Source organism: Variovorax paradoxus, assembly GCF_902712855.1.
In the GTDB taxonomy this organism is placed as follows: Bacteria; Pseudomonadota; Gammaproteobacteria; order Burkholderiales; family Burkholderiaceae_C; genus Variovorax; species Variovorax paradoxus_Q.
Map to the genome: position 1 here is coordinate 3,062,190 of NZ_LR743507.1, position 26,943 is coordinate 3,089,132.

Sequence of the window (26,943 nt, forward strand, 5' to 3'; positions counted from 1 at the left end):
CGCGAACAGCAGGGCTGCGGCGGTGGAGAGGCTGTGCTTCGTCTGTGTCGTCATTCTTCGGATGTCATGCGGCCTTGGGTGCGGGCGTCTTGGGCTTGTAGCTGCAGAAAGTGTGCACCGCGCATTCCCAGCATCGCGGCTTGCGGGCCACGCAGATGTAGCGCCCGTGCAGGATCAGCCAGTGGTGCGCGTGCAGGCGGTATTCCTTCGGAACACGCTTCTCGAGCTTCAGTTCCACCTCGAGCGGCGTCTTGCCCGGCGCCAGGCCGGTGCGGTTGCCCACGCGGAAGATGTGCGTGTCGACCGCGATCGTCGCCTCGCCGAACGCCACGTTCAGCACCACGTTCGCCGTCTTTCGACCGACGCCGGGCAGCGCCTCGAGCTCGGCGCGGCTGCGCGGCACCTCGCCGCCGTGCAGCTCCACCAGCATGCGGCAGGCCTCGATCAGGTGCTTTGCCTTGCTGCGGTACAGGCCGATCGTCTTGATGTATTCCTCCAGCCCCTCCACGCCCAGGTCGAGGATGGCCTGCGGCGTGTTCGCCACCGGAAACAGCCTGCGCGTGGCCTTGTTCACGCCCACGTCGGTGGCCTGTGCCGAGAGCAGCACCGCGGCCAGCAGTTCGAAGGGCGTGCCGTATTCGAGCTCGGTCTTCGGCTCCGGGTTGGCCGCCTGCAGCGTGGCGAAGAAGAGGGGGATGTTTTCTTTTTTCATGGGGCGGGGCCGGAGCCTCCGGGTTCTCGTCGGTGTGGTCTGGTGTCCGCCGGCGCAGAGGGCGCCAGGCGCGGTTCCGTGGGTGTCGCGAGCAGCAGCCTGGCATCGAGGGCATGCAGCACCTCGAGCAACTGCGCCACGCTCACCACGCCCGGGTTCTTCTCGATGTCCGCCATCCGGGTCTGCTTGACGCCCAGTCGCAGCCCCAGTTGGGCCTGCGTCAGGTGATGCGTCTTGCGCAGGGCCTTGAGGTGGGCCGAGAGCTCTGCCGCCGAATCGATATCGATGTTCATCGCATGAACCTCCTCGCGTCGACCACAAAAACCGCCTTGCAACGGTATGCGCAATATATCGTCGAAAGACAATAAGCCCACGCAGCTTTCCTGCCCGCCGCTTTCGCGACAATGGCGGCCCAGAAAGAGAGAGCCACATCATGCAATTCGCCTCCCGCCTCGACAACGTCGAAACCTCCGCCATCCGCGAACTCTTCAAGCTGCTGGGCAAGCCCGGCATCATCAGCTTTGCTGGCGGCTTTCCCGACAGCGCGATGTTCGACGTCGAGGGCCTCAAGGAAGCGAGCCAGAAGGCGCTGGGCGAAGAGGCAGGCGGTGCGCTGCAGTACGGCGCCACCGAAGGCTACGAGCCGCTGCGCACGCAGCTCTCGGCCTTCATGAAGACCAAGGGCGTCGAGGTCGACCCCAGCGGCCTGATCGTCACCACCGGCAGCCAGCAGGCGCTCGACCTGCTCGGCAAGACCATGATCTCGCCCGGCGACAAGGTGATCGTCGAGGGCCCGACCTTCCTGGCAACCATCCAGTGCTTCCGCCTGTACGGCGCGCAGCTCATCAGCGCGCCCATCGACGCCAACGGCGTGAAGACCGACGAGCTCGAGAAGCTCATCGCCGAGCACAAGCCCAAGTTCGTCTACCTGATTCCCACCTTCGGCAATCCCAGCGGCGCCATGCTGAGCCTTGAGCGTCGCAAGAAGGTGCTGGAACTGGCTGTGAAGTACCAGACGCTGATCGTGGAGGACGACCCGTACGGCGACCTGTACTTCGGCGAAGCGCCGCCGCCGTCGATCATGTCCCTGAGCAAGGACGTGCCCGGCAGCCGCGAACTCATCGCGCACTGCGGCAGCCTGAGCAAGGTGCTCAGCCCCGGCCTGCGCATCGGCTGGATGATCGCCCCGCCCGAACTGCTGGCCAAGGCCACCATGTGCAAGCAGTTCAGCGACGCGCACACCAGCACCTTCTCGCAGGCCACCGCCGCGCAATACCTCAAGAGCGGCCGCATGCCGGCCACGCTGGCGCACGTGCGCGAGGTGTACGGCCAGCGCGCCCGGGCCATGGGCGACGCGCTCAAGCGCGAACTGGGCGACGCGGTGAGCTTCACCCAGCCCAACGGCGGCCTGTTCTTCTGGGCGCGCCTGACGGGTGCCAACGGCAAGCTGGCCGACGCCAACGAACTGGCGAAGCGCGCCATCGAGAAGCTCGTGGCCTTCGTGCCCGGCGCGCCGTTCTATGCGGAGAACCCCGACGTGGCCACGCTGCGCCTGAGCTTCGCCACCGCCGACGTGGCGAAGATCGAAGAGGGCGTGAAGCGCCTGGGCCAGGCGCTCTGACGCTTCAGGTCAGGGCGAGCGGTGCAGCCGCGGGGCTGCGAGCAGGTCGAGGTTGTCGGAAATGGCCGCATCCACGTTGGGATAGCGGCCTTTCATCTTCGAGAGCGTCATGATGGTCTGCAGCGCCTTCAGGTCCTTGACCGAGGGCGCGACCTTGATCTGCGCGATGGCGGCCGCCGCGTTGCCTCCGTTGACCAATGCCATCACCTTGCTTGCCCAGTCGTTCGCGCGCGCCATGTCTTCACCTGTTGTCCGTTGAATGCGCCGACTGTACACAGCGGCGCAATGAGGGCGTTACGATCACCCATGAGAAAAACCTTTCAGCTTCAGGTCGAGGGCAAGCACCCCGACCGTCTCCTCGAAGCCATCAAGCACGAGATCCGCAAGTACATCAAGCGCGAACGCCGCCGCGAACTGCCCGAAGGCGCGGACTTCTGGGACTTCGACTGCAGGTTCGGCGCCGCCGAAGACAGCGCGGAAGTCATTCACCTCTCGGCCATCACCGGCCTCATCGACGGCGTCGTGAAAGAGGGCGGCAAGCAGTTCTACATCGAGATCCTTGCCAGGCCCGCCAAGCGCCAGCCGCGCCCGGCAGGTGAAGCCGCTCCCCGCGGCGCGTCGGGCGACGCCGAAGAAAACTGACCTTCGTCAGGCCAGCGCCTGCGCCAGCCGCAGGCCATGCCGCTGCTCTGCGTCCTGCAGCGAACGCGCGATCGACGGGTGCAGCCGCACCCCGTTACTCGACTGCGCTTCCCGACGCTTCAATCCGCCTTCGCCCGGCAGCCGCACAGGCTTGCCCGGGTCGATGGGCACGTTGCCACGGCACTGCGCCGCCACGTGGTCCATCTGGCGCAGGAAGGCGTCCTTGCCGCCGAAGGCGTTCAGGTCGTGCAGCGTGACGTGCACGGTGGCGCCCCAGCCTTCTGGCGCATCGGCCCGGCCGTGGCCCGCCAGGCCGGCGGTGAGGGTTTCGACCAGCAGTGCCATGCCGTAGCCCTTGTGGCCGTGGCTCAGGCCGCCCACCGGCAGCAGCGTGCCGGGCGGCTGGTCGAACAGCACCTGCGGATTGTTCGAGGGCTTGCCGGTGGCGTCGATCAGCCACTCTTCGGCGAAGGTCTCGCCGGCGGCGCGCTTGCGGTTGCTCATGCCGTTGGTGGTGATGGAGGCCGAGATGTCGACCATCACGCCACCCTGCGAGAGCGGGAACCCCATGGCCAGCGGATTGGGCGTGAACACCGCCTGCGTGCCGCCGAAGGGCGCGACGCTCGCGGTGTTCGGATCGGAGCAGGCCAGCAGCATGAGCATGTCTTCCTGCAGCGCGCGCAGCATGTAGACCGCGAGGCAGGCGATGTGGTGGCTGCGGCGAATCACGAGCGACGCAGTGCCCAGTTCGCGCGCGCGCGGCACCAGCAGGTCCATGCCCTGTTCCATGAGCCACGGGCCGGGCAGGCGCCTGCCGTCCCACAGCACCGCTGCAGGGCGGTCGGACAGCACCTCGGGGGCGCCGTCATGCGCCATGCCGCCCGACTCCAGTTCCTTCACGTACCCGGCCAGCAGCGCGAGGCCGTGGGTGTCGTGGCCCAGCAGATCGCCCTCGACCAGCGTGCGGGCGACCGCCGCGGCCTTCGGCGCAGCGAGCCCGGCCTTCTGCAGCAGCGCATCGGCATAGGCGACGAGCGCATCGGCGCGGTAAAGAAGGGAAGGGGCATCGCCTGCGGCATCGGTCATTTCAGGATCTCCAGCACGCGGTCGAGCCCGCCTTCGTTGATGGCCACCATGGCCTGTTCGCGCACCTTCGGTTTGGCGTGATAGGCCACCGAGAGGCCTGCTTCGCCCATCATCGGCAGGTCGTTGGCGCCGTCGCCGACGGCGATGGTCTCCTGCGGCGAGATGCCCATGAGCGAGGCCACCTCGAGCAGCGTGCGGCGCTTCTCGGCGCCGTCGCAGATGTCGCCCCAGGTCTGGGTGACGACCTCGCCGGTGAGCTTGCCGCCGGCCTCGTCGAGCAGGTTGGAGCGCGCGAAGTCGATGCCCAGGCGCTCCTTCACGCGGTTCGCGAAGAAGGTGAATCCGCCCGACACCAGCAGCACCTTGAGGCCCGCCGCCTTGCAGGCAGCGACCAGTTCGGCCGCACCGGGGTTGAGCTTGAGCCGTTCGTCGTACACCTGCTGCAGGGCCTCGACCGGAACGCCCTGGAGCAGCGCCACGCGGCGGCGCAGGCTTTCCTTGAAGTCCTTGATCTCGCCGCGCATCGTGGCCTCGGTGATGGCCGCCACCTCGGCCTTCTTGCCGACGGCGTCGGCGATCTCGTCGATGCACTCGATGTTGATGAGCGTCGAGTCCATGTCGAACGCGATCAGCTTGAAATCGGCGAGCTTCAGCGGCGGCTTCACGCGCTGCAGGACGAGACCGGGCGAAATTTCTGTGGCGCTCATGCGGGGGAGGTTTCCTTGACGAGGGGTTGTCCGAGGCTGCGCAACACGTCGCGCACCATCTGGGCACGCTCCTTCGGCTCCTTGAGTTCGCGCTCGATGCGGAGCTTCTCGTTGCCAGCGAGCTTGATGTGCTTGTTCTTCTGCACCAGCTGGATGATGGCCATGCCGTCGACCGGCGCGTCCTTCCTGAAGGTGATGTTGATGATGCCGGGCGCGGCATCGACCTTGATCACGCCGTAGGGCCGCGCCAGCACGCGCAGGCGGTGCGTGTCGATCAGCGTCTGCGCCTGCGGCGGCAGCTTGCCGAAGCGGTCGACGATTTCCTCGAGCAGCGTGTCGATCTGGTCGGGCGTCTTCGCGGTGGCCAGTTTCTTGTAGAACGACAGGCGCAGGTGCACGTCGCCGCAGTAGTCGTCGGGCAGCAGGGCGGGGGCGTGCAGGTTGATCTCGGTGGTGACCGACAGCGGCGCCAGCAGGTCGGGCTCCTGCCCGGCCTTGAGCGAACGCACAGCCTCGCTGAGCATCTCGTTGTAGAGCTGGAAGCCGATCTCCATCATGTTGCCGCTCTGGTTCTCGCCGAGCACCTCGCCGGTGCCGCGGATTTCCAGGTCGTGCATCGCGAGGTAGAAGCCCGAGCCCAGCTCTTCCATCTGCTGGATGGCATCCAGGCGCTGGGCCGCCTGCTTGGTGAGGCCTTCGGTGTCCGGCACCATGAGGTAGGCATAGGCCTGGTGGTGGGAGCGTCCGACGCGGCCGCGCAGCTGGTGCAGCTGCGCGAGGCCGAACTTGTCGGCGCGGCTCATCACGATGGTGTTGGCCGTCGGCACGTCGATGCCGGTCTCGATGATGGTCGAGCACAGCAGCATGTTGTAGCGCTGCGCCACGAAGTCGCGCATGACGCGCTCCAGCTCGCGCTCGGGCATCTGGCCGTGGGCCACGGCGATGCGCGCCTCGGGCAATATCTCCTCGAGCTTCTGGCGGCGGTTCTCGATGGTCTCGACCTCGTTGTGCAGGAAGTACACCTGCCCGCCGCGCTTCAACTCGCGCAGCACGGCCTCGCGGATCACGCCGGTGCCTTCGTTGCGCACGAAGGTCTTGATGGCCAGGCGCCGCTGCGGCGCGGTGGCGATCACGCTCAGATCGCGCAGGCCTTCGAGCGCCATGCCCAGCGTGCGCGGAATGGGCGTGGCGGTGAGTGTGAGCACGTCGACCTCGGCGCGCATCGCCTTCATCGCCTCCTTGTGGCGCACGCCGAAACGGTGCTCCTCGTCGATGATGAGCAGGCCCAGGTTCTTGAACTTGACCGATTGCGACAGCAGCTTGTGCGTGCCGACCACGATGTCGACCTGGCCCTCGGCCAGCCCCTTGGCGGCGGCGGTGATTTCCTTGGCCGAACGGAAGCGGCTCATTTCCGCAACCTTGACCGGCCACTTGGCGAAGCGGTCGACCAGCGTCTGGTAGTGCTGCTCGGCCAGCAGCGTGGTGGGCGCGAGAAACGCGACCTGCTTGCCGCCGGTGACGGCGATGAACGCGGCGCGCAACGCGACCTCGGTCTTGCCGAAGCCCACGTCGCCGCACACGAGGCGGTCCATGGGCTGCGGCGAGATCATGTCCTGCACCACGGCATGGATGGCCGCCTTCTGGTCGGCGGTTTCCTGGAAGCCGAAGTCGTTGGCGAACACCTCGTAGTCGGCCGGCGAATAGCGGAAGGCATGGCCCTCGCGCGCTGCGCGGCGGGCGTAGATGTTGAGCAGCTCGGCGGCCGAGTCGCGCACCTGCTCGGCGGCCTTGCGCTTGGCCTTTTCCCACTGGCCGGAGCCCAGCTTGTGCAGCGGCGCCTCGTCGGCGCTGACGCCGGTATAGCGGCTGATCTGGTGCAACTGCGACACCGGCACGTAGAGCGTGGCCTTGTCGGCGTACTCCAGGTGCAACATTTCCTGCAGCAGCGGCTTGCCCTCGGCGTCGGTGCCCTGGCCGAGGTCCATGTGGATCAGCCCGCGGTAGCGGCCGATGCCGTGCGCCGTGTGAACCACCGGATCGCCCACGTTGAGCTCCGACAGGTCCTTGATGAGCGCCTCGACGTCGCTGACCTGCTCCTGCTTCTTGTTGCGCCGGCGCGTGGTGGGCGCGGTGGCGAACAGCTCGGTCTCGGTGACGAGGTCGATGGCCTGTTCGCGCCAGGCGAAGCCCGAGGCCAGCGCGGCGGTGGCAATGCCGATCTTCTCGTCGGCGGCAGCTTCGAACTCGGCCAGCGAATCGAAGGCCGGCGGGCTCACGCCGCTGGCGCGCAGGAAGTCGAGCAGGCTCTCGCGGCGGCCGTCGCTTTCGGCAATCAGCAGCACCCGGTGCGGCGTGGACGCGATGTGCGCCTTCAGGCCGACCAGCGGATCTTCGGCGCCGCGCACGACGGCGAAGGGCGGCAGCCTGTCGAATTCGGCGTAGGGCGCGTCGGTGGCGATGTCGCCCCGGATCGCCAGTTGCGAATGCGGCTTGGCGCGCTGGTAGAACTGCTCGGCGCTCAGGAACAGCGCTTCGGGCGGCAGGGCGGGGCGCTCGGGGTCGCCGCGCACCAGCCGGTAGCGTTCGTTGGTGTCCTGCCAGAAATGCTGGAACGCGGGCTCGAGGTCGCCGTGCAGCACCACCGTGGCATCGGGGCCCAGGTAGTCGAACACGGTGGCCGTCTCGTCGAAGAACAGCGGCAGGTAGTACTCGATGCCGGCCGTGGCCACGCCGTTGCCCATGTCCTTGTAGATGCGGCTCTTGGTCGGATCGCCCTCGAGCAGTTCGCGCCAGCGGCTGCGGAAGCGCCCGCGCGCATCGTCGTCCATCGGGAACTCGCGGCCCGGCAGCAGGCGCACCTCGGGCACGGGGTAGAGGCTGCGCTGGGTGTCGGGGTCGAAGGTGCGGATCGAGTCGATCTCGTCGTCGAACAGGTCGACCCGGAACGGCACCAGCGAACCCATCGGGAACAGGTCGATCAGGCCGCCGCGCACCGCGTACTCGCCGGGGCTCACCACCTGCGTCACGTGGCTGTAGCCGGCCAGCGTGAGCTGCGCCTTGAGCTTCGATTCCTCCAGCTTCTGCTTGGCCTTGAAGTGGAAGGTGTAGCCGGCCAGGAAGGCCGGCGGCGCGAGCCGGTAGAGCGCGGTGGTGGCGGGCACCACCACCACGTCCGCCTCTTTCTGGCTGATGCGCCAGAGCGTGGCCAGGCGCTCGCTGATCAGGTCCTGGTGCGGCGAGAAGCTGTCGTAGGGCAGCGTTTCCCAGTCGGGGAACAGGGCGCAGCGCAGTTCGGGCGCGAAGAAGGCGATCTCGTCGATCAGCCGCTGCGCGTCGGTGGCGTCGGCCGTGAACATCGCCGTGGCGCGCCCCGCGGCTTTCTCGCGCATGGCCAGCTGCGCCAGCAGCAGTGCATCGGCCGACAAGGGAGGGCGCGGCAGCGTGAAGCGCTTGCCCGCCGTGAGGTGGGGGAGGTCCATGGGCTTTGAAAATGCACAACACCCCGCGCCGGCTGGCGAGGGGTGTGCGAAGCGGCCAATTCTAGAATGGCGGCCCCTTATTCGCTTGTCGGCCATTGCCGACGCCGGGCCGCCCTCATGTCCAGTTCCCGTCTCTTCGTGCTGATTCCCTGTGCCGGCTCCGGCCATCGCGCGGGGCACGCGCAGTCCGTCCTTCCCAAGCAGTACCGGCGGTTGGCCGGCGCGCCGATGGTGGCCCACACGCTGGAAGCCTTTCGTGCGCTGTCGGGCCGCTTCGCCGGGCTGGCGCTGGTGGTGTCGCCCGACGATCGCGACGTGGACGCCGCGCTGCCGCGCTTTCCCGCCCAAGACGAGCATCTGCTGCGCGTGGGCGGCGTGACCCGCGCCGCCACGGTGCGCAACGGGCTGGTCGCGCTGCGCCAGAAGGGCGCCGGCGCGCACGACTGGGTGCTGGTGCACGACGCCGCGCGCTGCCTTGTCACCTCGAGCCAGATCGAGGCGCTGATCTCCGCCTGCGAGCACGACGCCGTGGGCGGGCTGCTGGCGCACCGCCTGGCCGACACGCTCAAGGCCTCGACGGCGGAGAGCCGCGTGGCGCAGACGCTGTCGCGCGCCGACAAGTGGCTGGCACAGACGCCGCAGATGTTCCGCATCGGCATGCTGCTCGATGCGCTGGAGCGCGCCGGCGACGCGGTGACCGACGAGGCCAGCGCCATCGAGGCGATCGGGCTGTCGCCGCTGCTGGTTCCCGGCAGTGCGCAGAACTTCAAGGTGACCTTCCCCGAGGACTTCGCGCTGGCCGAGGCGGTGCTCCAGGCTCGCAAGAAGGAAATCGCATGACCGCCGCGTCGTTCAACATCCGCGTGGGCGAGGGCTGGGACGTTCACCAGCTGGTGGCCGGGCGAAAGCTCATCCTCGGCGGCATCGAGGTGCCGCACACCACGGGCCTGCTGGGGCATTCGGATGCCGACGTGCTGCTGCACGCCATCACCGACGCGCTGCTGGGCGGTGCGGGGCTGGGCGACATCGGCCGGCACTTTCCGGACACCGAGCCGCAGTTCCGCGGTGCCGATTCGGCGGTGCTGCTGGCCGAGGCGGCGCGCCGCGTGCGTGCGGCCGGCTGGGAGATCGGCAACGTCGACAGCACCGTGATTGCGCAGGCGCCGAAGCTGGCGCCGCACATTCCGCTGATGTGCCAGCGCATCGCCGACACGCTGGGCGTGTCGCTCGAACAGGTCAACGTGAAGGCCAAGACGGCCGAGAAGCTGGGGCCGGTGGGAGAGGGCCGCGCGATGGAAGCTCGCGCGGCCGTCCTGCTGCACCGCTAGCCGGGCACCGGAGCCCGTTCAAGCCTGCTTCCGCACGGGCTGCAGCTCGCCCGGCTTGGGCGCAGGCATGGCGCGCGGCATGCGGATGTGCGCCGCCAGGCCGCGGCCCGGCGTGCTCGTCAGCGCGAAGGTGCCGCCCATGCGCTCGATGTTCTTCGCCACGATCGACAGGCCCAGCCCGGCGCCGGCCGCCGAGGTGCGCGCGGTGTCGCCGCGGAAGAAGGGCTTGGTCAGCTGCGAGAGCAGGGCGGGCTCGACACCCGCGCCGTGGTCGCGCACCTTGATCAGCACCGCATCGTTGTTGGCCTGCGCCTGGATCGTGACGTCGGCCACGCCGGTGGCGGGCGTCTTGCCATAGCGCCGCGCGTTCTCGACCAGGTTGGAGATCACGCGCGTGAGTTCGACTTCGTCGCCCATCACGCGCAGGTCGGGCGGGACCTCGACCTTGATGCTCATCTCCTCGTAGTCCTGCACGGCGTAGGTGCACGCGTCGACCACGTCGCGCAGCAGCACCGGACGCGGATCGACATGGTCGGGCCGCGCGTAGTCGAGGAACTTGTCGATGATCGCGTCGAGCTGGGCGATGTCGGCGGCCATGTGGTCGCGCGCGTCTTCGTCGGCCACGCTCATCTCGGTTTCCAGGCGCAGCCGTGCCAGCGGCGTGCGCAGGTCGTGCGAGATGCCGGCCAGCATGATGGCGCGGTCCTGCTCGATCTTGGCGAGCTGGTCGGCCATGCGGTTGAAGCCGATGTTGACCGCGCGGATCTCGTTGGTGCGCGCGCGCTCGTCGAGCCGGTGCGCCTCGTACTCGCCCTCGCGCACCTGCATGGTGGCGCGCGACAGCTGCTTGAGCGGCAGGTTGATGAGCCGCGTGATCAGCGCCGCGCCGGCCAGCGACAGCGCCATGGCCGTGCTGAGCCACACCAGCCATGTGCGCCCGCCCACGCGGCTGAAGCGCGTCGGATCGAGCAGCAGCCAGTAGGTGTCGCTCTCGATGGTGAAGCCGATCCACAGGCCCGCCTCGTCGTTCACGCGGCTGGCCACGGTGGTGCCTTCGCCGAGCTGGTCGATGAGTTCCTCGGTGACGCGCTGGTCGAGCGCACCGCTGGTGTAGGGCTGGAAGCGGTCGTTGGGCTCGCGCGGCAGGATGCGCACGCCCTCCTGATCGGCCAGCGTCTTGATCAGCGACACGCGCGTGATGGCGTCCGAATACACCAGCGCCGCGCGCGTGAGGTTCACGAGCGAGGCGATCTGGTGGGCGGTCTGGATGGCGCGCGGCTCGTACTCGAGCGAACGGAAGGTCTGCAGCCAGGCGACCGTGCAGCCGATGAGCAGCAATGCCAGCAGAAAGAAGGTGCGCCAGAAAAGGCTGAAGCCCAGCTTGAGGCCGGGGCGACGGTCACGATGCGCGCTCGCTTCGAGCGGGCTCGGCATCGTGACCTGTGCGCCGTCCTCCTGAGCGGGGCCTGGTCTGGCGGATTGGCCGATGGCCACCTTTCAGCGGCGCGTCAGGCCGTGCCGTCCGGCACGAACACGTAGCCCACGCCCCAGACCGTCTGGATGTAGCGCGGCGCCGCGGCGTCGGACTCGACCAGCTTGCGCAGGCGCGAGATCTGCACGTCCAGGCTGCGGTCGAAGGGCTCGAACTCGCGCCCGCGCGCCAGCTGGGCCAGCTTTTCGCGCGACAGCGGTTGACGCGGATGGCGCACCAGCGCCTTCAGCATCGCGAACTCGCCGGTGGTCAGCGAGAGTTCTTCGCCATCCTTCTTCAAGGTGCGCGAGCCGAGATCGAACGCGAACGGACCGAAGGTGACGGTCTCGTTCTCGGTGGAAGGCGCGCCCGGTGCTTCGAGCGGCGGGCGGCGGCGCAGCACCGCGTGCACGCGGGCCAGCAGCTCGCGCGGGTTGAAGGGCTTGCCCAGGTAGTCGTCGGCGCCGACCTCGAGGCCGACGATGCGGTCGACGTCCTCGCCCTTGGCGGTGAGCATGATGATCGGGGTGCGGTCGTTGGCTGCGCGAAGGCGGCGGCAGACGGACAGGCCGTCCTCGCCGGGCATCATCAGGTCGAGCACGATCAGGTCGACCGTGTCGCGCAACAGGATGCGATTGAGCGCCTTGCCGTCCTCGGCCACGATCACTTCGAATCCTTCCTGCGTCAGGTAGCGGCGCAGCAGGTCGCGGATGCGGGCGTCGTCGTCGACGATCACGATCTTGTCGGTGCGAGCGGGAACTTGAGTCATTTCTACAACGATGAATTTGTAACAGGGCCGATTCTGAAGGCGATAACGGTTCGTTGAGCTGGATTTACTTATGGTTTGACACTAAGTTACAAAACTTGCGGACGCTCGCGGTCTGGTCATCCGACGTTAGCGATCAGGTGGCAAAGTGCCCTCTGGCCCACCACTTCCGCCTCGATGAGACTACGTTTATCAGCCCTCCCATGCCTGCTCGTTTTCGCCTGCGGCCCAGCGCTGGCGGTGTCCGGTGATTTCCTGAGGGTTGGCGAGGTTCGCCGCAACGAGGTCAGGGATGCAGTCGCTGCCCATCGGGCGGCGCAACGCGAGGAAGTTCGTCGCGAAGAGGCCGCCGCAGGGCGCCGGTTGACGGCCGCCGAATTGTTCGAACTGCGCCAGCAGGTCCGTGGCCAATGGACCCCGCCTGGCGCGGGGACTCTGCTGGACTCGGCAGAATCGCAGCCGGCCGAGCGCATCGTGCCGGCACCGATGTCCGCGCCCAGTGCGCTGACCGCGCCGCGCAGCCAGCGCCGCTGAGGTGCCCGCCGGCCTGCCTTGCGGGGCAGGCCTGCGTCATCCCGATTCCAATACCAAACCAGGGGAGTACTTCGACATGAAAAAGATCAGACTGCTTGCGGCAGGTGCAGCCTTGGCCGCGGCCGGCAGCGTGCTGGCGCAGACCGCCGTCGTGCCCGCACCGCAGAACGTGCTTCAACTCATGGCCGCAGGCGCGGTCGAGGTCCAGCAGGACCTGTTGAGCATGACGCTGACGACCACGCGCGATGCCGCCGATGCAGCGACGGTGCAGGCGCAGCTCAAGACCGCGCTGGACGCCGCGCTGGCCGAGGCCAAAAAGAGCGCGCAGCCGGGCCAGCTCGACGTGCGCACGGGTAACTTCAGCCTGTCGCCGCGCTACACCAAGGACGGCAAGATCAACGGCTGGCAGGGGTCGACCGAACTGGTGCTGGAAGGGCGCGACTTTCCACGCATCACCCAGGCGGCTGGCCGCGTCACCACGCTCACCGTGGGCACCGTCGGCTTCGGCCTGAGCCGCGAGCAGCGTGCCAAGACCGAGGCCGAGGCGCAGAACATCGCGATCGACAACTTCAAGCAGAAGGCCGGCGAGCTGGCCAAGGGCTTCGGCTTCAGCGGATACACGCTGCGTGAGGTGTCGGTGAACGCGAACGACGCCGGCCCGATCCGTCCGCGGATGATGGCGATGCAGGCGAAGTCGTTCTCGTCCGATTCGGCCGTGCCGGTCGAAGCCGGCAAGACGAGCGTGGTCGTGAACGTCTCCGGCTCGGTGCAGCTCAAGTAGGCCGCTGCCGCTTCTCTTCTCTCTATATATATCTGGAAGAGGTCGAGTAGCCCTACCTTCGGGCTAACTCCTAGTAGGCATTCCGGCCGGGTGCTACTGCGCCGTCCAACCGCCGTCCATGGCCCAGGCCACGCCCCGCACCTGGTCGGCTGCGGGCGAGCACAGGAACACGGCGAGCCCGCCGAGTTGCTCGACGGTGGTGAACTGCAGCGAAGGCTGCTTTTCGCCGAGCAGGTCGTTCTGGGCCTGCGTGACCGTGATGCCTTCGCGCGCGGCACGGTCGTCGATCTGCTTCTGCACCAGGGCGGTCAGCACCCAGCCGGGGCAGATCGCATTGGCGGTGACGCCGGTGGTCGCGGTTTCGAGCGCGACCGACTTGGTCAGCCCGACGATGCCGTGCTTGGCTGCGACATAGGCCGACTTCTGCGCCGACGCCACCAGGCCATGAGCCGATGCGATGTTGATGACGCGGCCCCAGTTGGCTTCGCGCATCGCGGGAATCGCGAGGCGCGTGGTGTGGAATGCGCTGGTGAGGTTGATCGCGATGATGGCGTCCCAGCGTTCCGCGGGGAAGTCTTCGACCTTCGCGACATGCTGGATGCCGGCGTTGTTCACGAGGATGTCGACGCGGCCGAATTTCGACGCGGCGAACTTCATCATGTCCTCGATCTGGTCGGGCTTGCTCATGTCGGCGCCGTGGTACTCGGCGCGCACGCCGAGCGCCTCGATCTGGGCCTTGGGCGTTTCGGCGTCGCCGAAGCCGTTGAGCACGATGTGTGCGCCCTGTTGGGCGAGTGCCTTGGCAATGGCGAAGCCAATGCCGCTGGTGGACCCCGTGACAAGCGCGGTTTTGCCTTTGAGCATGTAGATCAATCTCCGGATGAATTAGGATGCGACGAGACAATTATCCGCACCAGAACGACTTCGTTTTCATGACCGAACCGACGCTTCATTACGTGGCGTGCGACGACGCCCAGGGCGGCCATCGCATGGCCTATTGGCAATGGGGCGACGAACGCAGCGCGCATGTCGTGGTCTGTGTGCACGGCCTGACCCGGCAAGGACGTGATTTCGATGCGCTCGCGCAGGCCATCGTGGCACGCGCCGGCGGCCAGGTGCGCGTGGTCTGCCCCGATGTCGTCGGACGCGGGCGCAGCGACTGGCTGCGCGATCCGGCTTTTTATCAGGTGCCCGTGTATGCGGCCGACATGATGGCGCTGGTGGCCCAGTTGCACCGCGAGCAAGCCATCGACGTGCTCGACTACATCGGCACCAGCATGGGGGGGCTCATCGGTTTCGTGCTGGCGGGCCACAAGGACCTGCCTCTGGCCCGGCCCATTCGCCGTTTCGTGGTCAACGATGTCGGCCCGACCATCGAGCCGGCAGCATTGCAGCGCATCGGCGCTTACGTGGGGCAGGCGGGCCAATTTCCGAGCGTGCAGGCGGCTTCCGATGCGATGTGGTCGCTGTCGACCACCTTCGGTCCGCACACGCCGCAGCAGTGGCTGGCACTGTCGCAGCACATGGTGGTGCCGGCTTCGCAGCGCACGGCCGACGGCGCGGCCAAGGTCGAGACTGATGCTGCCGATGATGGCCCGTGGGTGCTTCACTACGACCCCGCCATCGGCGTGGCGCTGCGCGCCATGACACCCGAGGCGGCGGCGCAAGGCGGCACGATCATGTGGGGCCTGTACAACGCCATCGAGGCGCGCACGCTGCTCACGCGTGGCGCTGTCTCCGATCTGCTTTCGCGCGAGACGGCTCTCGCCATGACGCAGCGCGGCCCGCGGGCCACGCTGGTCGAGTTCGACGGCGTGGGCCACGCGCCGACCTTTGTCGCGCCCGGACAGATCGCTGCCGTCACCGACTTCCTCTTTGACTGAACGGCGGGTGCATCGTGAAGCGCGATTCCTCGAGCCTCCAGACGGCACCGGCGTCCGACGGCGTGATGGTCGACTATCCGTTGTCAGCGGCCACGGCCGATCGCACGCCGGTGATGGAGAACATGCTCGGACGCGCTCGCGCGTTCGCCGAGCCGCTGATCGCGGACGAAACGCTCGACACGGGCGAGAACACGCTCGCGCACGCGGACGCAGTGGCCGCGATCGTCGCGAAGATGGGCGGCTCCGAAGCCATGCAGGCCGCGAGCTACCTCGTGTATGCCTGCCAGCACCTGAACCGCCCGCAGGAAGTGATCGCCAAGGTGTTCGGCGACAACTTCGCTGCGCTCGCGGTCGAGACGACCAAGCTGGTTCGCGTGCAGGAGCAGGCACGCTCGGCATCGCAGGGGCACCACGCCGAGGGAGCGGGAGCGCAGACCGAGAACGTGCGCAAGATGCTGCTGGCGTTCTCGCGCGACCTGCGCGTGGTGATGCTGCGCCTGGCATCGCGCCTCCAGACCTTGCGCCATGCGGCCGCGAGCAAGCAGCCGGCGCCCGAGAGCGTCGCGCGCGAATCGCTGCAGGTGTTCGCGCCGCTGGCCAACCGGCTGGGCATCTGGCAGGTGAAGTGGGAGATCGAAGATCTCTCGTTCCGCTTCCTCGAGCCCGAGACCTACAAGCTTATTGCCCGCCTGCTCGACGAGAAGCGCATCGAGCGCGAAGGGCATGTCGAGCAGCTGCGTTCGCAGCTCGAGCATGAGCTCCAGGCCGAGGGCGTGAAGGCCACGGTGCAGGGACGCCCCAAGAACATCTACAGCATCGTGAAGAAGATGCGCGGCAAGTCGCTCGACTTCGCTCAGGTCTTCGACATCCTCGCGCTGCGCGTGGTGGTCCCCGACGTCAAGGACTGCTACGCGGCGCTGGCATGGGTGCACTCGCACTTCCAGCCCATCGACGAGGAGTTCGACGACTACATCGCACGGCCGAAGCCCAACGGGTACCAGTCTTTGCATACGGTGGTCCGTGAACTGGTCGACGGCAAGCCTGGCAAGCCGATCGAGATCCAGATCCGTACGGAAGAGATGCACGACCACGCCGAGCATGGCGTGGCGGCGCACTGGGCCTACAAGGAAGCGGGGCACAAGGGTTATGCGGGCGTGTGGGCCAGCGGCGAGTACGACGCGAAGATCGCGGTGCTGCGCCAGCTGCTCGCGTGGGAACGTGATCTGTCGGGTGGTCTGCAGGGGCAGGGCCTGTTCGACGACCGCATCTATGTGCTGACGCCGGACGCCGCCATCGTCGAACTGCCGCAGGGCGCGACGCCGGTCGACTTCGCCTATACCGTGCACACCACGCTGGGACATCGCTGCCGCGGCGCGCGCGTCGACGGCGCGATGGTGCCGCTGAACACGCCGCTGTCCAATGGACAGACGGTGGAGATCATCGCCGCCAAGGAAGGCGGGCCCTCGCGCGACTGGCTCAACGCGGAACTCGGCTATCTGGCAAGCCATCGTGCGCGCGCGAAGGTTCGCGCATGGTTCAACGCGCAGATCACTCACGAGACAGTGGCGCGTGGACGCGAAGCGGTCGAGAAACTGCTGCAGCGCGAAGGCAAGACGGCCGTGAGGCTCGAGGATCTGGCATCGCAGCTTGGCTTCAAGTCTGCGGACAACCTGTTCGAAGTCGTCGGCAAGGACGAGTTCTCGCTGCGCAACATCGAGACGCTGCTGCGTCCGCCCGAACCTGCGCCCGGACCGGACGACGGCGTGCTCATCAAGAAGGCACGTGGAAGCGAGAAGTCGGGCAAGGGCGGTGTACTGGTGGTGGGAGTGTCTTCGCTGATGACCCAGCTCGCCAAGTGCTGCAAACCTGCGCCGCCCGATGTGATTCGCGGCTTCGTCACGCGTGGCCATGGCGTCAGCGTGCATCGCAGCGATTGCAGCAACTTCCGCACGATGGCTGCTAAGGACGGCGAGCGCGTCATCGACGTGGAGTGGGGTGTTGCGAAGAAGGGCACGGACGCGCCGGTGTATGCGGTGGACGTGTCTGTCGAAGCAGCGGACCGTCAAGGACTGCTGCGCGATATCTCCGATGTGTTCGCACGCGAAAAGATGAACGTGATCGGTGTGCAGACGCAATCGATCAAGGGTACGGCATGGATGACGTTCACTGTGGAAATCGCCGACGCTGCGAGGCTCACGCAGGTTCTTGGACTGGTCACTGCAGTTATTGGTGTGCGATCTGCACGTCGCCGCTAAAAAGTGCGATTTCTCCTGCTACAATAGCTGCTTCTCGGACACATCCTTAGGCGCGTAGCTCAGCTGGTTAGAGCACCACCTTGACATGGTGGGGGTCGTTGGTTCGAGTCCAATCGCGCCTACCAATTTCTGTTCCGTCCCGGCCAACCACCGGATCAACTGAACAGTTCATGCACCGGGTTCCCCGGTGCGTCATTCGTCCCATCTTGGTGATGCAGTAAAGAACAAGGCCATCTTGTTGTGCTACTTTGGGCGCTCTGCAACCACCTCCAAAATTCTTGATAAGCGATCAGATGAATACGCGGTCAACGCCGGTTGATCGGGCTGATGCCGATGAGCGTCTGACCTTGCTGCTGGAGCAGGCTCCCCTCGAGTTTGCTCGTGCGGTCTACGGCATCAATGACCATGCAGGTGGTCGCACCGAAACCATGGCGGCGCGCGAGGTGGCTCGTGCGCAGCGACAGGGCATGCCTTTGACGGAGGAGCGCGCCGAGCAACGTGCCCGTGCTTATCTTCCGACCCAGGGCCAGGAGCACTGTCCGCGTTGCTGGGTGGTCTACGGTCAGAAGAGTCCGCTGCGTTTTCGTGCAGCCTCCGGCGAGTGTCCGGAGAGTGCGTCATGTCATTCGTGCGGTGCTGAGTACACGACCTCATCGGACTGAACCCGGAGCGGGTTGCGGTCAGGGTAAACCTTGTCGCGACGCAGCAAAACCGCTCCCTAGAATCATCCGATGACATGGGCGTCCATGTGAAGGAGTCCGCAGTGCAGAGCAAGAAGTCCGGGGTCAAGCCGGTGCAGCGTGTGATCAAGAAGTACCCCAACCGAAGGCTCTACGACACCGAGACGTCCACATACATCACCCTCTCCGAGGTGAAGCAACTGGTCATCCAGAACGCTCAGTTCGTAGTTCGTGACGCCAAGACCGGTGACGATCTGACGCGCAGCATCCTGCTGCAGATCATTCTCGAAGAAGAGGCGGGTGGCGCACCGATGTTCACCGAGCCGGTTCTGGCCAACATCATCCGTTTCTACGGACAGGCGATGCAGGGCTACATGGGACCGTACCTGGAAAAGAACATCCAGGCCATGACCGAGGTGCAAGCCCAACTGGCTGAAAAGGCCGAAGGCCTGACACCGGAGATGTGGTCTCGCTTCATGAGCATGCAGTCGCCCATGCTGCAGGGGCTGATGGGCAACTACGTCGAACAATCGAAAAACGTTTTCCTTCAGATGCAGGAGCAGATGCAGAAGAACACCGAGCAGGTGCTGGGGGCCTTTGGCATCAAGCGTCCCTGAGCTGCACCGCGCTGGACGAAAAGGCCTGAACCTCATCCGTAGCCGAAGGTTTTCCAATCATTGCCCGGCCGTCACTGATAGCTGGGACAATAGAGGCATATGAGCGAAGTTGCCTCCCCCGAACGTACGGCCACGCCGACCGCCCCGAAGGTCGGATTCGTGAGCCTGGGCTGCCCCAAGGCCCTGACAGATTCCGAGTTGATCCTGACCCAGCTAAGCGCAGAGGGTTATCAAACTGCCAAGACCTTCGAAGGCGCCGACCTGGTGATCGTCAACACCTGTGGCTTCATCGACGATGCCGTGAGGGAAAGCCTGGACACCATCGGCGAAGCGCTGGCAGAGAACGGTCGTGTGATCGTCACCGGCTGCCTGGGTGCCAAGACGGGCGACCAGGGCGGCAACCTGGTGCGTCAAATGCATCCGAGTGTGCTGGCCGTGACCGGTCCGCATGCCACGCAGGAGGTCATGGATGCTGTGCATGCCAATCTGCCCAAGCCGCACGATCCGTTTGTCGACCTGGTGCCGAACACCTTTGGCGTTGCCGGCCTCAAGCTGACGCCGCGCCACTATGCGTACCTGAAGATCAGTGAAGGCTGCAACCACCGTTGTACGTTCTGCATCATTCCGTCGATGCGCGGCGACCTCGTGTCGCGGCCCGTCGGCGACGTGCTGAGCGAGGCGAAGGCACTGTTCGAAGGTGGGGTGAAAGAGCTGCTCGTGATCAGTCAGGACACCTCGGCCTACGGTGTCGACGTGAAGTACCGAACCGGGTTCTGGGATGGCAAGCCCGTCAAGACCCGCATGCTCGAACTGGTTCGGACGCTGGGTGAGATCGCCGAGCCCTACGGAGCATGGGTCCGCCTGCACTATGTGTATCCCTATCCAAGCGTCGACGAAGTCATTCCGCTCATGGCGAGCGGTTTGGTGCTGCCTTACCTCGACGTGCCGTTGCAACACAGTCATCCCGACGTGCTAAAGCGTATGAAGCGCCCGGCAAGTGGCGAGAAGAACCTCGAGCGTCTGGCACGTTGGCGCGAGGTGTGCCCCGAGCTTGTGATTCGTAGCACCTTCATTGCCGGCTTTCCTGGTGAGACGGAGCAGGAATTCGAGCATCTGCTCGATTTCATCCGTGAGGCCGAAATCGATCGCGCCGGTTGCTTTGCCTACAGTCCCGTCGAAGGTGCAACTGCCAACGACATTCCTGGCATGCTGCCGGAGCCTGAGCGTGAGGCGCGCAGGGCGCGCTTCATGGAGGTGGCAGAAGCCGTGTCGATTGCCAAGCTGCAAAAGCGCATCGGTTCGACGATGCAGGTGCTGGTTGATTCGGCGCCCGCCATGGGCCGAAAGGGCGGAGTGGGGCGTACGTATGCCGATGCGCCGGAGATCGACGGCACGGTTCGTCTGCTGCCGCCCGAGAAGATCAGCAAGACGCTCAAGGTCGGTGAGTTCACGCGCGCGCGAATCGTGGGCGCGGAAGGTCACGACCTGATTGCGCTGCCTGTTTGATGCGGATTCGTACAGACAAGAAAAAAGCCACCGGAGACCGGTGGCTTGTTTCGACTGACCTGGCGGGGGTCAGTTTGTATCTGGTGCCCAGAAGAGGACTCGAACCTCCACGATGTTACTCGCTAGTACCTGAAACTAGTGCGTCTACCAATTCCGCCATCTGGGCTTCATATCTGTCGAAGCATCTATGTGTCTTTGCTTTTCAGCAAAGACTGCGAGTATACACAATTCTCAGCAACTTTCTGGCTGGCCGAATCGCATGCGCACGCGCTTTTGTTTTTCAAGTTGGCCCCGTTGCTTGCATCGCCCGTTCGACGTGGATTCAAGCGACCATGAAAAAAGCCACCGGAGACCGGTGGCTTGAATCGGATGACCTGGTAAAGGTCTATTTAAACTTGGTGCCCAGAAGAGGACTCGAACCTCCACGATGTTACTCGCTAGTACCTGAAACTAGTGCGTCTACCAATTCCGCCATCTGGGCCCACAGAGCTGCCGAAGCAGCTATGTTTTGAATTTCAGGAAAGAAGGAGATCATATCAAAAATAATGTCAGTTCCAGCAGCTTGTTGGACGAATTCGAAGGAACTGTTCAAGGACATCGCGACGGACACGGTTTCGTGCAGCGCGACGATGGCGAAGCAGACATCTACCTGCCACCGAACGAGATGCGCGCCGTGCTCCACAAGGACCGTGTCAAGGCGCGTGTCGTGCGGCAGGACCGCCGCGGTCGCCCTGAAGGGCGCGTCGTGGAAATCGTCGAGCGTCCCGAGCAACCGATCATCGGTCGCCTGCTGCATGAAGGCGGCATCTGGCTCGTTGCACCCGAGGACAAGCGTTACGGCCAGGACGTCCTGATTCCCAAGGGAGCGACTGGCCCTGCAAAAGTCGGGCAGGTTGTCGTCGTGCAACTCACCGAGCCGCCGGCGTTGTTCGGCCAGCCCGTGGGCCGTGTGAAAGAAGTGCTGGGGGAGATCGACGACCCCGGCATGGAGATCGAGATCGCCGTGCGCAAGTACGGCGTGCCGCACCAGTTCTCCGCGGAATGCCTCGCCGAGGCCAAGGCCTTGCCCGAGAAAGTGCGGCCCGCCGACAAGAAGGGTCGCGTCGACCTGACCGATGTTCCGCTCGTCACTATCGACGGCGAGGATGCACGCGACTTCGACGACGCTGTCTACTGCGAACCCGCTAAGGTAGGCCGTGGCAAGGGCTGGCGGCTGCTGGTCGCCATTGCCGACGTCAGCGCCTATGTGCGCACGGGCTCGCCGATCGACATCGACGCCTACGACCGCGCCACCAGCGTGTATTTCCCGCGGCGCGTCATTCCGATGCTGCCCGAGAAACTGTCGAATGGCCTGTGCTCGCTGAACCCGGAGGTCGAGCGCCTGTGCATGGTGTGCGACATGCTGGTCGCGGCCGATGGCGAGATCTACGCGTACCAGTTCTATCCGGCGGTGATGTTCAGCCATGCACGCTTCACGTACACCGAGGTGGCCGCGATCCTCGGCAACACGCGTGGTCCCGAAGCAGCCAAGCGCAAGGATCGCGTGAAGGACCTGCTGAACCTTGCGGACGTCTACAAGGCGCTGCTGAAGCAGCGCGGCAAGCGTGGCGCGGTCGACTTCGAGACCACCGAGACGCAGATCATCTGCGACGACGCGGGACGCATCGAAAAGATCGTGCCGCGCACGCGCAACGAAGCGCACCGTCTCATCGAGGAAGCGATGCTCGCGGCCAACGTGTGCAGCGCCGACTTCATCGCCGAAGGCAAGCATCCCGGTCTGTACCGCGTGCACGAGGGCCCGACGCCCGAGAAGAAGGAAATCCTGCGCGGTTACCTGAAGGCCATGGGCGTGGGCCTCAGCATCACGGACGATCCCCGGCCGGGCGAGTTCCAGGCGATCGCCGAGGCCACCAAGGAGCGCCCCGACGCGCAGCAGATCCACACCATGCTGCTTCGCTCGATGCAGCAGGCGATCTACACGCCGATCAACAGCGGCCACTTCGGGCTGGCCTACGAGGCCTACACGCATTTCACAAGCCCGATCCGGCGCTACCCCGATCTGCTGGTGCACCGCGTGATCAAGGCGATCCTGTCGAAGACGCGCTACCAGCTGCCCATGTTGCCGACCCCGGGCGAGGCGCATGCCAAGCTGGCCAAGCGGCTCGCGTCGCGCGTGAAGGCGCCGACCAACAAGCCGCAGAAGGCCACGGTGGCGCCGAGCAAGGAAGTGCTCGCCTGGGAGGCCGCGGGCCTGCATTGCAGCGCCAACGAGCGCCGTGCCGACGAGGCCAGCCGCGACGTCGAAGCCTGGCTCAAGTGCAAGTACATGCGCGAGCATCTCGGCGAGGAATATGGCGGCGTGGTCACCGCGGCCACCACCTTCGGCATCTTCGTCACGCTCGATGCGATGTACGTCGAAGGGCTGGTGCACATCACCGAACTCGGCGGCGAGTACTTCAAGTTCGACGAGATGCGTCAGGAGTTGCGCGGCGAGCGCACCGGCATCCGCTACGCCATCGGCACCCGCGTGCGGGTGCAGGTGAGCCGCGTCGACCTCGATGGCCGCAAGATCGACTTCCGCCTCGTGCGCGAAGGCGAGGAGCTGACTGCGCGCGCCATGAAGGACAAGGGCGCAGCATCCTCGGGCGTGCCGGTCAAGGCATCGACCAAACGCAGTTCGCGCCATAAGTCCGATGCCGTTGCCGAGCAACCGCACGAACGTGGCACATCGACCTCGGCAGGGCCGCAGTCGGCGATGCAGGCCTTCAAGTCGGCGGTCAAGAAGGCGGCCAACAAGATGAAGGGGCGCAAGCCGCGCCGCTGAGCCTGCAGCTGCAAGCGCCATCGACAACATGACAACAGAGAAAGAAAGAGACACAGAGCATGAGTGCTGAAGACAACAAGGGCCGTATCGCCATCGTCACCGGAGCAGGCTCCGGCATCGGCCGCGCCGCGGCGCTGGCGCTGCTGGGCGACGGCTGGAGCGTGGTTCTCGCCGGCCGCCGACTGGAACCGCTGGCGCAGGTCGCTGAAGAATCGGGCGCTGGCGACCGTGCCTTGTCCGTGCCGACCGACGTGTCGAAGGCCGACTCGGTGCAAGCCCTGTTCGCTGCCGCCGTCGAGCGCTTCGGCCGCGTCGACCTGCTGTTCAACAACGCCGGCGTGGGCAACCCGCCCGGACCGTTCGAGGACTGGACGCCCGAGCAGTGGCAGGGCGTGGTCGACATCAACCTGACCGGCATGTTCTTCTGCATCCAGCAGGCATTCCGGACAATGAAGGCGCAGACGCCGATGGGCGGGCGCATCATCAACAACGGTTCGATCTCGGCCACGGCGCCGCGTCCCAATTCGGCCGCCTACACGTCCACCAAGCACGCGGTCGAAGGGCTGACCAAGACGGCGTCGCTCGACGGGCGCAAGTACGACATCGCGGTGGGGCAGGTGGACGTGGGCAACGCCATGACCGAACTGGCTGCGCGCATGGCCAAGGGCGTGCCGCAGGCCAATGGCGAACTGGCGATCGAGCCGCTCATCGATGTGAAGATCGTGGGCCAGTCGGTGCTCTACATGGCCAACCTGCCGCTGGAAGCCAACGTGCTGTTCCACACCATCATGGCCACGAAGATGCCCTTCGTCGGCCGCGGCTAGCCGCTCGGTCAGACCGGTGCGCGGCGGGCCAGCGTGCCGGCCGTGAGCGGGGCCGCATCGGCCGGCCAGGTGTCGGCGATGTGGCCATGGAGCCAGACCGCTTCGCATGCGGCATCGAATGCCGGTCGACGCATGGCCAGTGCCGCGCCGACCATGCCGGCCAGCACGTCGCCGGTGCCCGCGGTGGCGAGGCGGGCGTTGCCGGTCAGGTTGACGACCGGAGGCCGATCGGCTTCAGCGCTGGCGATCACCGTGCCTGATCCCTTGAGCACCACTGCGGCGACGAAGCGCGATGCGAGTTGGCGGGCTGCCGACAGCCGGTCGGCCTGCACTTCACCGGCCGTCCGGCCCAGCAGGCGTGCAGCTTCCAGCGGGTGCGGCGTCAGTACCGTCGGCGCACCGCTCTTCCCTCGTGCCGCCAATTGGACTTGGAGCGCCGCATCCGCGGCGATGGCGTTGAGCGCATCGGCGTCGAGCACCAGTGCCGCTGCGGTCGAAAGCACGCGCGGCAGCAGGTCACGCACCGCATCGCCGCCGCCGCAACCGCACACGGCGGTCATGCCCGAGAGGTCCAGTGAACGGGCGTCCCGCAGCATCAGTTCGGGTTGCGAGACGTCGACCGGCGCCACGCCCGGGTCCAGCAGGCCGACGAATACGCGCCCCGCTCCTGCATGCAGCGCGGCCGAGCCGGCAAGCAGCGCGGCACCGGCCATGCCGGATGCCCCGCCGATCACCGCGACGTCGCCGTAGCTGCCCTTGTGCGACGCGTGCGTTCGGGGCCGCTGCGTGGGCGCGCCGGCGATTCGTGCCGTCGGTTGCTGCGCGTTGGCGAACGCGTCACAGCCGAGGTCGTCGAACCACACCGTGCCCGCCGCATCCCGGCCTTGCGCCGTGAACAGGCCGGGCTTCAGGCTGAGAAAGGTGATGCATGCGCGGCTCGCTGCCGGTGTGTGATGCGCGTCGTGAAAGAGGGCGCCGGTGTCCGCGTTCAGTCCGGAAGGCACGTCGACGCTGAGCACCGGCAGGGCGGTTCCATTCATCTGCGCGAGCCACTCGGCCATCGTGCCTCCCGGCGGCCGGGACGACCCGATGCCCAGCAGTGCGTCGATGGCCAGTTCGTAGCTGGAGGGCGGCGCCGAGGCAAAGGTGACCCCCGCATCGCGCGCCCTCTGCAGCGAGGCCTGGGCATCCGGCGGCAGGCGGGCTTCGTCGCCTGCGAACGTGACGACCGGATGGAAGCCGCGATGTCGCAACCGGGCGGCCGCCTCGAAGCCGTCGCCACCGTTGTTGCCGGGCCCGCAGGCGACCCAGATGGTCCGCGCGTGGGGCGCGATCGCCATGGCCAGCCGCGCCACCCCGAGGCCGGCGCGCTGCATGAGCGTGTGAGGGGGCAGGGCGGCTGCAGCGGCCTGCTCGATGCGGCGGGTGGCTGCGATGTCGAACAGATCTGCGGCGGTGGCGGACGTGATGCGGTGCATCGATCCATTGTGCCGTCGTGTCTGCGCGCGTATCTATCATCGGCCGATGACGTTCAAGACCCTCGGCTGGTTGCTGGTGCTGTTTTTCGCGTGGCTCGCCGGCTTCGTCGGCACCGCCCTCGCGCTGGTTGCCGGCGCGGCCTGGGCCATCGGCTTGCTGGCCGTGGTGTGGGGACTGTTCCTGCTGTCCGTGGCGCTCCGGCGCGTGCCGCTGCGCGACATTGCGTGGGCACTGGGCGTGGGCTACGGCTTCGGCGTGGTGCGTTGGCTCGACGTGCCGGTGGCCCCCGGTCTGGCAAGCTGGCTGTTGCTGGGCGCAGACCTGCTATGCCTGCTGTTCTTCGCGCTGATCGCGCCGGCCTTGCTGGCCTTGATTGCCGGCCGCTGGGCGCCGCTGCCCGAGTCAGAGCTGCCGGTGGAGCGCCCCGCGAGCCCCGACCAGCTGCGCCGTTGGGCTCCTAGAGACTGAGGCGCTCGACGCCGAGGCCTTCGAGGTCGATGCCGGGGTCCTGCCCGGCGATCAGATCGCCCAGCACGCGCGCGCTGCCGCATGACAGCGCCCATCCGCTCGAGCCGTGGCCGAGGTTGAGCCAGACACCGGGGATGCCGCTGGGGCCCAGCACCGGAGGGCCGTCCGGCAGCATCGGCCGTGCGCCTTTCCACTGCTGGATGCCGGACTGCAACGTTGCAGCTCCCGGAAACCAGTCGTGCAGCACCTTGTAGAGCGTCTGGATCGCGGCAGGGCTCATCGTGTCGGGCGACCCGCCGATCTCGGCGCTGCCGGCCACGCGCACGCGCTGCCCCAGGCGAGAGATGGCGACCTTGTAGCGCTCGTCCATCACCGCACTGCGCGGCGCATTGAGTGGTTCGCGGATCGGCGCGCTGACCGAATGCCCGTAGACGGGCGCCATCGGGATGCGAAGGCCCAGCGGCCGCAGCAGTGAGGCAGAAGCCAGGCCGGCGCAGACCACGACGGCGTCGTAGCGCACCGCCTCCGAGCCACTGGCCAGCGTCAGCGACGTCGGGGCCGCGCGGCTAAGGGGCGCGATGTCGCAGTTGAAATGAAACTGGGCGCCGAACGCTTCGGCTTCCCACTTGAGCAGCAGCGCGAACTGGCGGCAGTTGGCCACCTCGTCTTCGGGCAGGTGGATGGCGCCCGCCAGCGGCGTGTCGGGGTTGAGCGCCGGCTCGAGCAGGCGGGCCTCGTCGGCGTCGACTTCGCGGAAGACGCTCCCGGCCTGGCGCAGCACCTCGAGTCCGGGCTGAACCAGCTTTTTCTCGCGCTTGGAGCGAAGCAGCACCAGGTAGCCGTCGCTGCGCTCATAGCTGAGTTCGCGCGCCTCGGAAACCTCGTGCAGCCGGGTGCGGCTGTAGAAAGCCAGCCGCTGCATGCGGGCGCGGTTGGCGAGGTAGGTCTCGAGCTTGCAGGCCTTCTGCCAGCGCGACATCCAGCCGATGTCGCGCGCGTTCAGCGGCCAGCGCAGCTTGATCGCGCCATGCGACGACAGCAGCGAGCGCAGCACCTTGCCGCGCATGCCGGGCGCGGCCCAGGGCGTCACGTATCCGGGAGCGACCACGCCCGCGTTGGCGAAGCTGGCTTCTTCTGCGGCAGCGCCTCGGCGCTCGAACACGGTCACTTCATGGCCGTCGGAAACGAGTTCCCAGGCGGTGGTGACGCCGATGATGCCGGCGCCCACGATCGCAATTTTCATTGAAAGTATCTAGATGGAAGAAGCGGCATGCGCCCGT

Annotated in this window: 25 protein-coding genes and 3 tRNA genes; 13 read left to right on the forward strand and 15 right to left on the reverse strand. The window is 66.5% G+C overall.

Going from position 1 to position 26,943, the window contains the following annotated elements; genetic code table 11:
• Positions 1-64: 64 nt before the first annotated feature.
• Both nth and AACL56_RS14025 read right to left on the reverse strand, forming a co-directional pair.
• Positions 65-712: an endonuclease III gene (gene nth, locus AACL56_RS14020; protein WP_339090420.1), complete on the reverse strand. Its 648-nt coding sequence runs from the start codon at positions 710-712 to the stop codon at positions 65-67.
• Positions 709-1,005, reverse strand: a complete 297-nt coding sequence (locus AACL56_RS14025) for a helix-turn-helix domain-containing protein (protein WP_339090421.1) — start codon at positions 1,003-1,005, stop codon at positions 709-711. The genes nth and AACL56_RS14025 overlap by 4 nt, the downstream gene beginning before the upstream one ends.
• 140 nt (positions 1,006-1,145) lie before the next feature.
• Between AACL56_RS14025 and AACL56_RS14030 the strand changes: the two genes are divergently transcribed.
• Complete coding sequence (locus AACL56_RS14030) at positions 1,146-2,333, forward strand: PLP-dependent aminotransferase family protein (protein ID WP_339090422.1); 1,188 nt, start codon at positions 1,146-1,148, stop codon at positions 2,331-2,333.
• Positions 2,334-2,342: 9 nt separating this feature from the next.
• Here AACL56_RS14030 and AACL56_RS14035 read toward each other — a convergent pair whose 3' ends face one another.
• Positions 2,343-2,570 (reverse strand): hypothetical protein, encoded by a 228-nt coding sequence (locus tag AACL56_RS14035; protein WP_339090423.1) that lies wholly within the window; start codon positions 2,568-2,570, stop codon positions 2,343-2,345.
• A 69-nt stretch (positions 2,571-2,639) separates the two neighbouring features.
• Here AACL56_RS14035 and AACL56_RS14040 point away from each other — a divergent pair, with 69 nt between their 5' ends.
• Entirely contained in the window at positions 2,640-2,975 is a 336-nt protein-coding gene (locus AACL56_RS14040) for a DUF6172 family protein (protein ID WP_339090424.1), read from the forward strand.
• A 6-nt stretch (positions 2,976-2,981) separates the two neighbouring features.
• On the opposite strand, the gene AACL56_RS14045 is transcribed toward AACL56_RS14040, so the two are convergent.
• The 3 genes from AACL56_RS14045 to mfd are packed head-to-tail and all read right to left on the reverse strand — an operon-like array spanning position 2,982 to position 8,247.
• Positions 2,982-4,061, reverse strand: coding sequence for an Ldh family oxidoreductase (locus tag AACL56_RS14045; RefSeq protein WP_339090425.1), 1,080 nt, complete (start codon positions 4,059-4,061; stop codon positions 2,982-2,984).
• Positions 4,058-4,768: a phosphoserine phosphatase SerB gene (serB, locus tag AACL56_RS14050; protein WP_339090426.1), complete on the reverse strand. Its 711-nt coding sequence runs from the start codon at positions 4,766-4,768 to the stop codon at positions 4,058-4,060. Before serB ends, AACL56_RS14045 begins: the two co-directional genes overlap by 4 nt.
• On the reverse strand, positions 4,765-8,247 hold the full coding sequence (gene mfd, locus AACL56_RS14055; protein ID WP_339090427.1) for a transcription-repair coupling factor: 3,483 nt from the start codon (positions 8,245-8,247) through the stop codon (positions 4,765-4,767). Before mfd ends, serB begins: the two co-directional genes overlap by 4 nt.
• A gap of 117 nt (positions 8,248-8,364) precedes the next feature.
• Between mfd and ispD the strand changes: the two genes are divergently transcribed.
• Together ispD and ispF are read left to right on the forward strand one after the other, a co-directional pair.
• Positions 8,365-9,087 carry a 2-C-methyl-D-erythritol 4-phosphate cytidylyltransferase gene (gene ispD / locus AACL56_RS14060; protein ID WP_339090428.1) on the forward strand — a complete coding sequence of 241 codons (723 nt, stop codon included), beginning with the start codon at positions 8,365-8,367 and terminating at the stop codon, positions 9,085-9,087.
• Positions 9,084-9,575, forward strand: coding sequence for a 2-C-methyl-D-erythritol 2,4-cyclodiphosphate synthase (ispF, locus tag AACL56_RS14065; protein ID WP_339090429.1), 492 nt, complete (start codon positions 9,084-9,086; stop codon positions 9,573-9,575). Before ispD ends, ispF begins: the two co-directional genes overlap by 4 nt.
• An 18-nt stretch (positions 9,576-9,593) precedes the next feature.
• Here ispF and AACL56_RS14070 read toward each other — a convergent pair whose 3' ends face one another.
• The 3 genes from AACL56_RS14070 to AACL56_RS14080 all read right to left on the reverse strand — a co-directional run bounded on the left by AACL56_RS14070 (position 9,594) and on the right by AACL56_RS14080 (position 12,223).
• Positions 9,594-11,009: a sensor histidine kinase gene (locus AACL56_RS14070; RefSeq protein WP_339090430.1), complete on the reverse strand. Its 1,416-nt coding sequence runs from the start codon at positions 11,007-11,009 to the stop codon at positions 9,594-9,596.
• Positions 11,010-11,083: 74 nt separating this feature from the next.
• On the reverse strand, positions 11,084-11,815 hold the full coding sequence (ompR, locus tag AACL56_RS14075; RefSeq protein ID WP_007837017.1) for a two-component system response regulator OmpR: 732 nt from the start codon (positions 11,813-11,815) through the stop codon (positions 11,084-11,086).
• A gap of 189 nt (positions 11,816-12,004) precedes the next feature.
• On the reverse strand, positions 12,005-12,223 hold the full coding sequence (locus AACL56_RS14080) for a hypothetical protein (protein ID WP_339090431.1): 219 nt from the start codon (positions 12,221-12,223) through the stop codon (positions 12,005-12,007).
• 199 nt (positions 12,224-12,422) lie between these two features.
• Between AACL56_RS14080 and AACL56_RS14085 the strand changes: the two genes are divergently transcribed.
• Positions 12,423-13,127: an SIMPL domain-containing protein gene (locus AACL56_RS14085; RefSeq protein ID WP_339090432.1), complete on the forward strand. Its 705-nt coding sequence runs from the start codon at positions 12,423-12,425 to the stop codon at positions 13,125-13,127.
• Between the two features lie 93 nt (positions 13,128-13,220).
• On the opposite strand, the gene AACL56_RS14090 is transcribed toward AACL56_RS14085, so the two are convergent.
• Positions 13,221-13,991 carry a 3-hydroxybutyrate dehydrogenase gene (locus tag AACL56_RS14090; RefSeq protein WP_339090433.1) on the reverse strand — a complete coding sequence of 257 codons (771 nt, stop codon included), beginning with the start codon at positions 13,989-13,991 and terminating at the stop codon, positions 13,221-13,223.
• A gap of 68 nt (positions 13,992-14,059) precedes the next feature.
• Here AACL56_RS14090 and AACL56_RS14095 point away from each other — a divergent pair, with 68 nt between their 5' ends.
• From AACL56_RS14095 to AACL56_RS14105, 3 genes are all read left to right on the forward strand, one after another.
• A complete protein-coding gene (locus AACL56_RS14095; protein ID WP_339090434.1) occupies positions 14,060-15,010 on the forward strand; it encodes an alpha/beta hydrolase in 951 nt (316 codons plus the stop codon).
• A 65-nt stretch (positions 15,011-15,075) separates the two neighbouring features.
• Entirely contained in the window at positions 15,076-17,265 is a 2,190-nt protein-coding gene (locus AACL56_RS14100) for a RelA/SpoT family protein (protein ID WP_425337060.1), read from the forward strand.
• Between the two features lie 48 nt (positions 17,266-17,313).
• Positions 17,314-17,390: transfer RNA gene (locus AACL56_RS14105), tRNA-Val, on the forward strand.
• Between the two features lie 180 nt (positions 17,391-17,570).
• Here the strand turns inward: AACL56_RS14105 and AACL56_RS14110 are convergent.
• Entirely contained in the window at positions 17,571-17,762 is a 192-nt protein-coding gene (locus tag AACL56_RS14110) for a hypothetical protein (RefSeq protein ID WP_339090435.1), read from the reverse strand.
• 239 nt (positions 17,763-18,001) lie between these two features.
• Between AACL56_RS14110 and phaR the strand changes: the two genes are divergently transcribed.
• Together phaR and rimO are read left to right on the forward strand one after the other, a co-directional pair.
• Complete coding sequence (gene phaR / locus AACL56_RS14115) at positions 18,002-18,562, forward strand: polyhydroxyalkanoate synthesis repressor PhaR (protein WP_339090436.1); 561 nt, start codon at positions 18,002-18,004, stop codon at positions 18,560-18,562.
• Positions 18,563-18,661: 99 nt separating this feature from the next.
• Positions 18,662-20,068, forward strand: a complete 1,407-nt coding sequence (gene rimO, locus AACL56_RS14120) for a 30S ribosomal protein S12 methylthiotransferase RimO (RefSeq protein WP_339090437.1) — start codon at positions 18,662-18,664, stop codon at positions 20,066-20,068.
• A gap of 81 nt (positions 20,069-20,149) precedes the next feature.
• Here the strand turns inward: rimO and AACL56_RS14125 are convergent.
• Together AACL56_RS14125 and AACL56_RS14130 are read right to left on the reverse strand one after the other, a co-directional pair.
• Positions 20,150-20,234 (reverse strand) — tRNA-Leu (locus AACL56_RS14125).
• A 230-nt stretch (positions 20,235-20,464) separates the two neighbouring features.
• A tRNA-Leu gene (locus AACL56_RS14130) sits at positions 20,465-20,549 on the reverse strand.
• 27 nt (positions 20,550-20,576) lie between these two features.
• Here AACL56_RS14130 and rnr point away from each other — a divergent pair.
• Both rnr and AACL56_RS14140 read left to right on the forward strand, forming a co-directional pair.
• The gene (gene rnr, locus AACL56_RS14135) at positions 20,577-22,892 is read left to right on the forward strand and encodes a ribonuclease R (RefSeq protein WP_339090438.1); all 2,316 of its coding nucleotides are present in this window, start codon (positions 20,577-20,579) and stop codon (positions 22,890-22,892) included.
• Between the two features lie 59 nt (positions 22,893-22,951).
• Entirely contained in the window at positions 22,952-23,716 is a 765-nt protein-coding gene (locus AACL56_RS14140; protein ID WP_339090439.1) for an SDR family oxidoreductase, read from the forward strand.
• 8 nt (positions 23,717-23,724) lie between these two features.
• Here AACL56_RS14140 and AACL56_RS14145 read toward each other — a convergent pair whose 3' ends face one another.
• Positions 23,725-25,194, reverse strand: coding sequence for an NAD(P)H-hydrate dehydratase (locus AACL56_RS14145; protein ID WP_339090440.1), 1,470 nt, complete (start codon positions 25,192-25,194; stop codon positions 23,725-23,727).
• 46 nt (positions 25,195-25,240) lie between these two features.
• On the opposite strand from AACL56_RS14145, the gene AACL56_RS14150 reads away from it, so the two are divergent.
• Positions 25,241-25,663: a hypothetical protein gene (locus tag AACL56_RS14150; RefSeq protein ID WP_339090441.1), complete on the forward strand. Its 423-nt coding sequence runs from the start codon at positions 25,241-25,243 to the stop codon at positions 25,661-25,663.
• Here the strand turns inward: AACL56_RS14150 and AACL56_RS14155 are convergent.
• On the reverse strand, positions 25,653-26,906 hold the full coding sequence (locus AACL56_RS14155) for a D-amino acid dehydrogenase (protein ID WP_339090442.1): 1,254 nt from the start codon (positions 26,904-26,906) through the stop codon (positions 25,653-25,655). The two genes, AACL56_RS14150 and AACL56_RS14155, sit on opposite strands and share 11 nt — an antisense overlap.
• Between the last annotated feature and the right edge of the window lie 37 nt (positions 26,907-26,943).

Excerpts from the sequence above, each read along its gene's own strand:
- mfd (WP_339090427.1), bottom strand. The coding sequence starts at position 8,247 with ATGGACCTCCCCCACCTCACGGCGGGCAAGCGCTTCACGCTGCCGCGC.
- AACL56_RS14045 (WP_339090425.1), bottom strand. The coding sequence starts at position 4,061 with ATGACCGATGCCGCAGGCGATGCCCCTTCCCTTCTTTACCGCGCCGAT.
- AACL56_RS14150 (WP_339090441.1), top strand. The coding sequence starts at position 25,241 with ATGACGTTCAAGACCCTCGGCTGGTTGCTGGTGCTGTTTTTCGCGTGG.
- ispF (WP_339090429.1), top strand. The coding sequence starts at position 9,084 with ATGACCGCCGCGTCGTTCAACATCCGCGTGGGCGAGGGCTGGGACGTT.
- nth (WP_339090420.1), bottom strand. The coding sequence starts at position 712 with ATGAAAAAAGAAAACATCCCCCTCTTCTTCGCCACGCTGCAGGCGGCC.
- AACL56_RS14030 (WP_339090422.1), top strand. The coding sequence starts at position 1,146 with ATGCAATTCGCCTCCCGCCTCGACAACGTCGAAACCTCCGCCATCCGC.
- AACL56_RS14090 (WP_339090433.1), bottom strand. The coding sequence starts at position 13,991 with ATGCTCAAAGGCAAAACCGCGCTTGTCACGGGGTCCACCAGCGGCATT.
- rimO (WP_339090437.1), top strand. The coding sequence starts at position 18,662 with ATGAGCGAAGTTGCCTCCCCCGAACGTACGGCCACGCCGACCGCCCCG.
- AACL56_RS14040 (WP_339090424.1), top strand. The coding sequence starts at position 2,640 with ATGAGAAAAACCTTTCAGCTTCAGGTCGAGGGCAAGCACCCCGACCGT.
- ompR (WP_007837017.1), bottom strand. The coding sequence starts at position 11,815 with ATGACTCAAGTTCCCGCTCGCACCGACAAGATCGTGATCGTCGACGAC.
- AACL56_RS14095 (WP_339090434.1), top strand. The coding sequence starts at position 14,060 with ATGACCGAACCGACGCTTCATTACGTGGCGTGCGACGACGCCCAGGGC.
- AACL56_RS14145 (WP_339090440.1), bottom strand. The coding sequence starts at position 25,194 with ATGCACCGCATCACGTCCGCCACCGCCGCAGATCTGTTCGACATCGCA.
- AACL56_RS14070 (WP_339090430.1), bottom strand. The coding sequence starts at position 11,009 with ATGCCGAGCCCGCTCGAAGCGAGCGCGCATCGTGACCGTCGCCCCGGC.
- ispD (WP_339090428.1), top strand. The coding sequence starts at position 8,365 with ATGTCCAGTTCCCGTCTCTTCGTGCTGATTCCCTGTGCCGGCTCCGGC.
- AACL56_RS14155 (WP_339090442.1), bottom strand. The coding sequence starts at position 26,906 with ATGAAAATTGCGATCGTGGGCGCCGGCATCATCGGCGTCACCACCGCC.
- AACL56_RS14035 (WP_339090423.1), bottom strand. The coding sequence starts at position 2,570 with ATGGCGCGCGCGAACGACTGGGCAAGCAAGGTGATGGCATTGGTCAAC.
- AACL56_RS14025 (WP_339090421.1), bottom strand. The coding sequence starts at position 1,005 with ATGAACATCGATATCGATTCGGCGGCAGAGCTCTCGGCCCACCTCAAG.
- AACL56_RS14085 (WP_339090432.1), top strand. The coding sequence starts at position 12,423 with ATGAAAAAGATCAGACTGCTTGCGGCAGGTGCAGCCTTGGCCGCGGCC.
- serB (WP_339090426.1), bottom strand. The coding sequence starts at position 4,768 with ATGAGCGCCACAGAAATTTCGCCCGGTCTCGTCCTGCAGCGCGTGAAG.
- AACL56_RS14100 (WP_425337060.1), top strand. The coding sequence starts at position 15,076 with ATGGTCGACTATCCGTTGTCAGCGGCCACGGCCGATCGCACGCCGGTG.
- phaR (WP_339090436.1), top strand. The coding sequence starts at position 18,002 with ATGGGCGTCCATGTGAAGGAGTCCGCAGTGCAGAGCAAGAAGTCCGGG.
- AACL56_RS14140 (WP_339090439.1), top strand. The coding sequence starts at position 22,952 with ATGAGTGCTGAAGACAACAAGGGCCGTATCGCCATCGTCACCGGAGCA.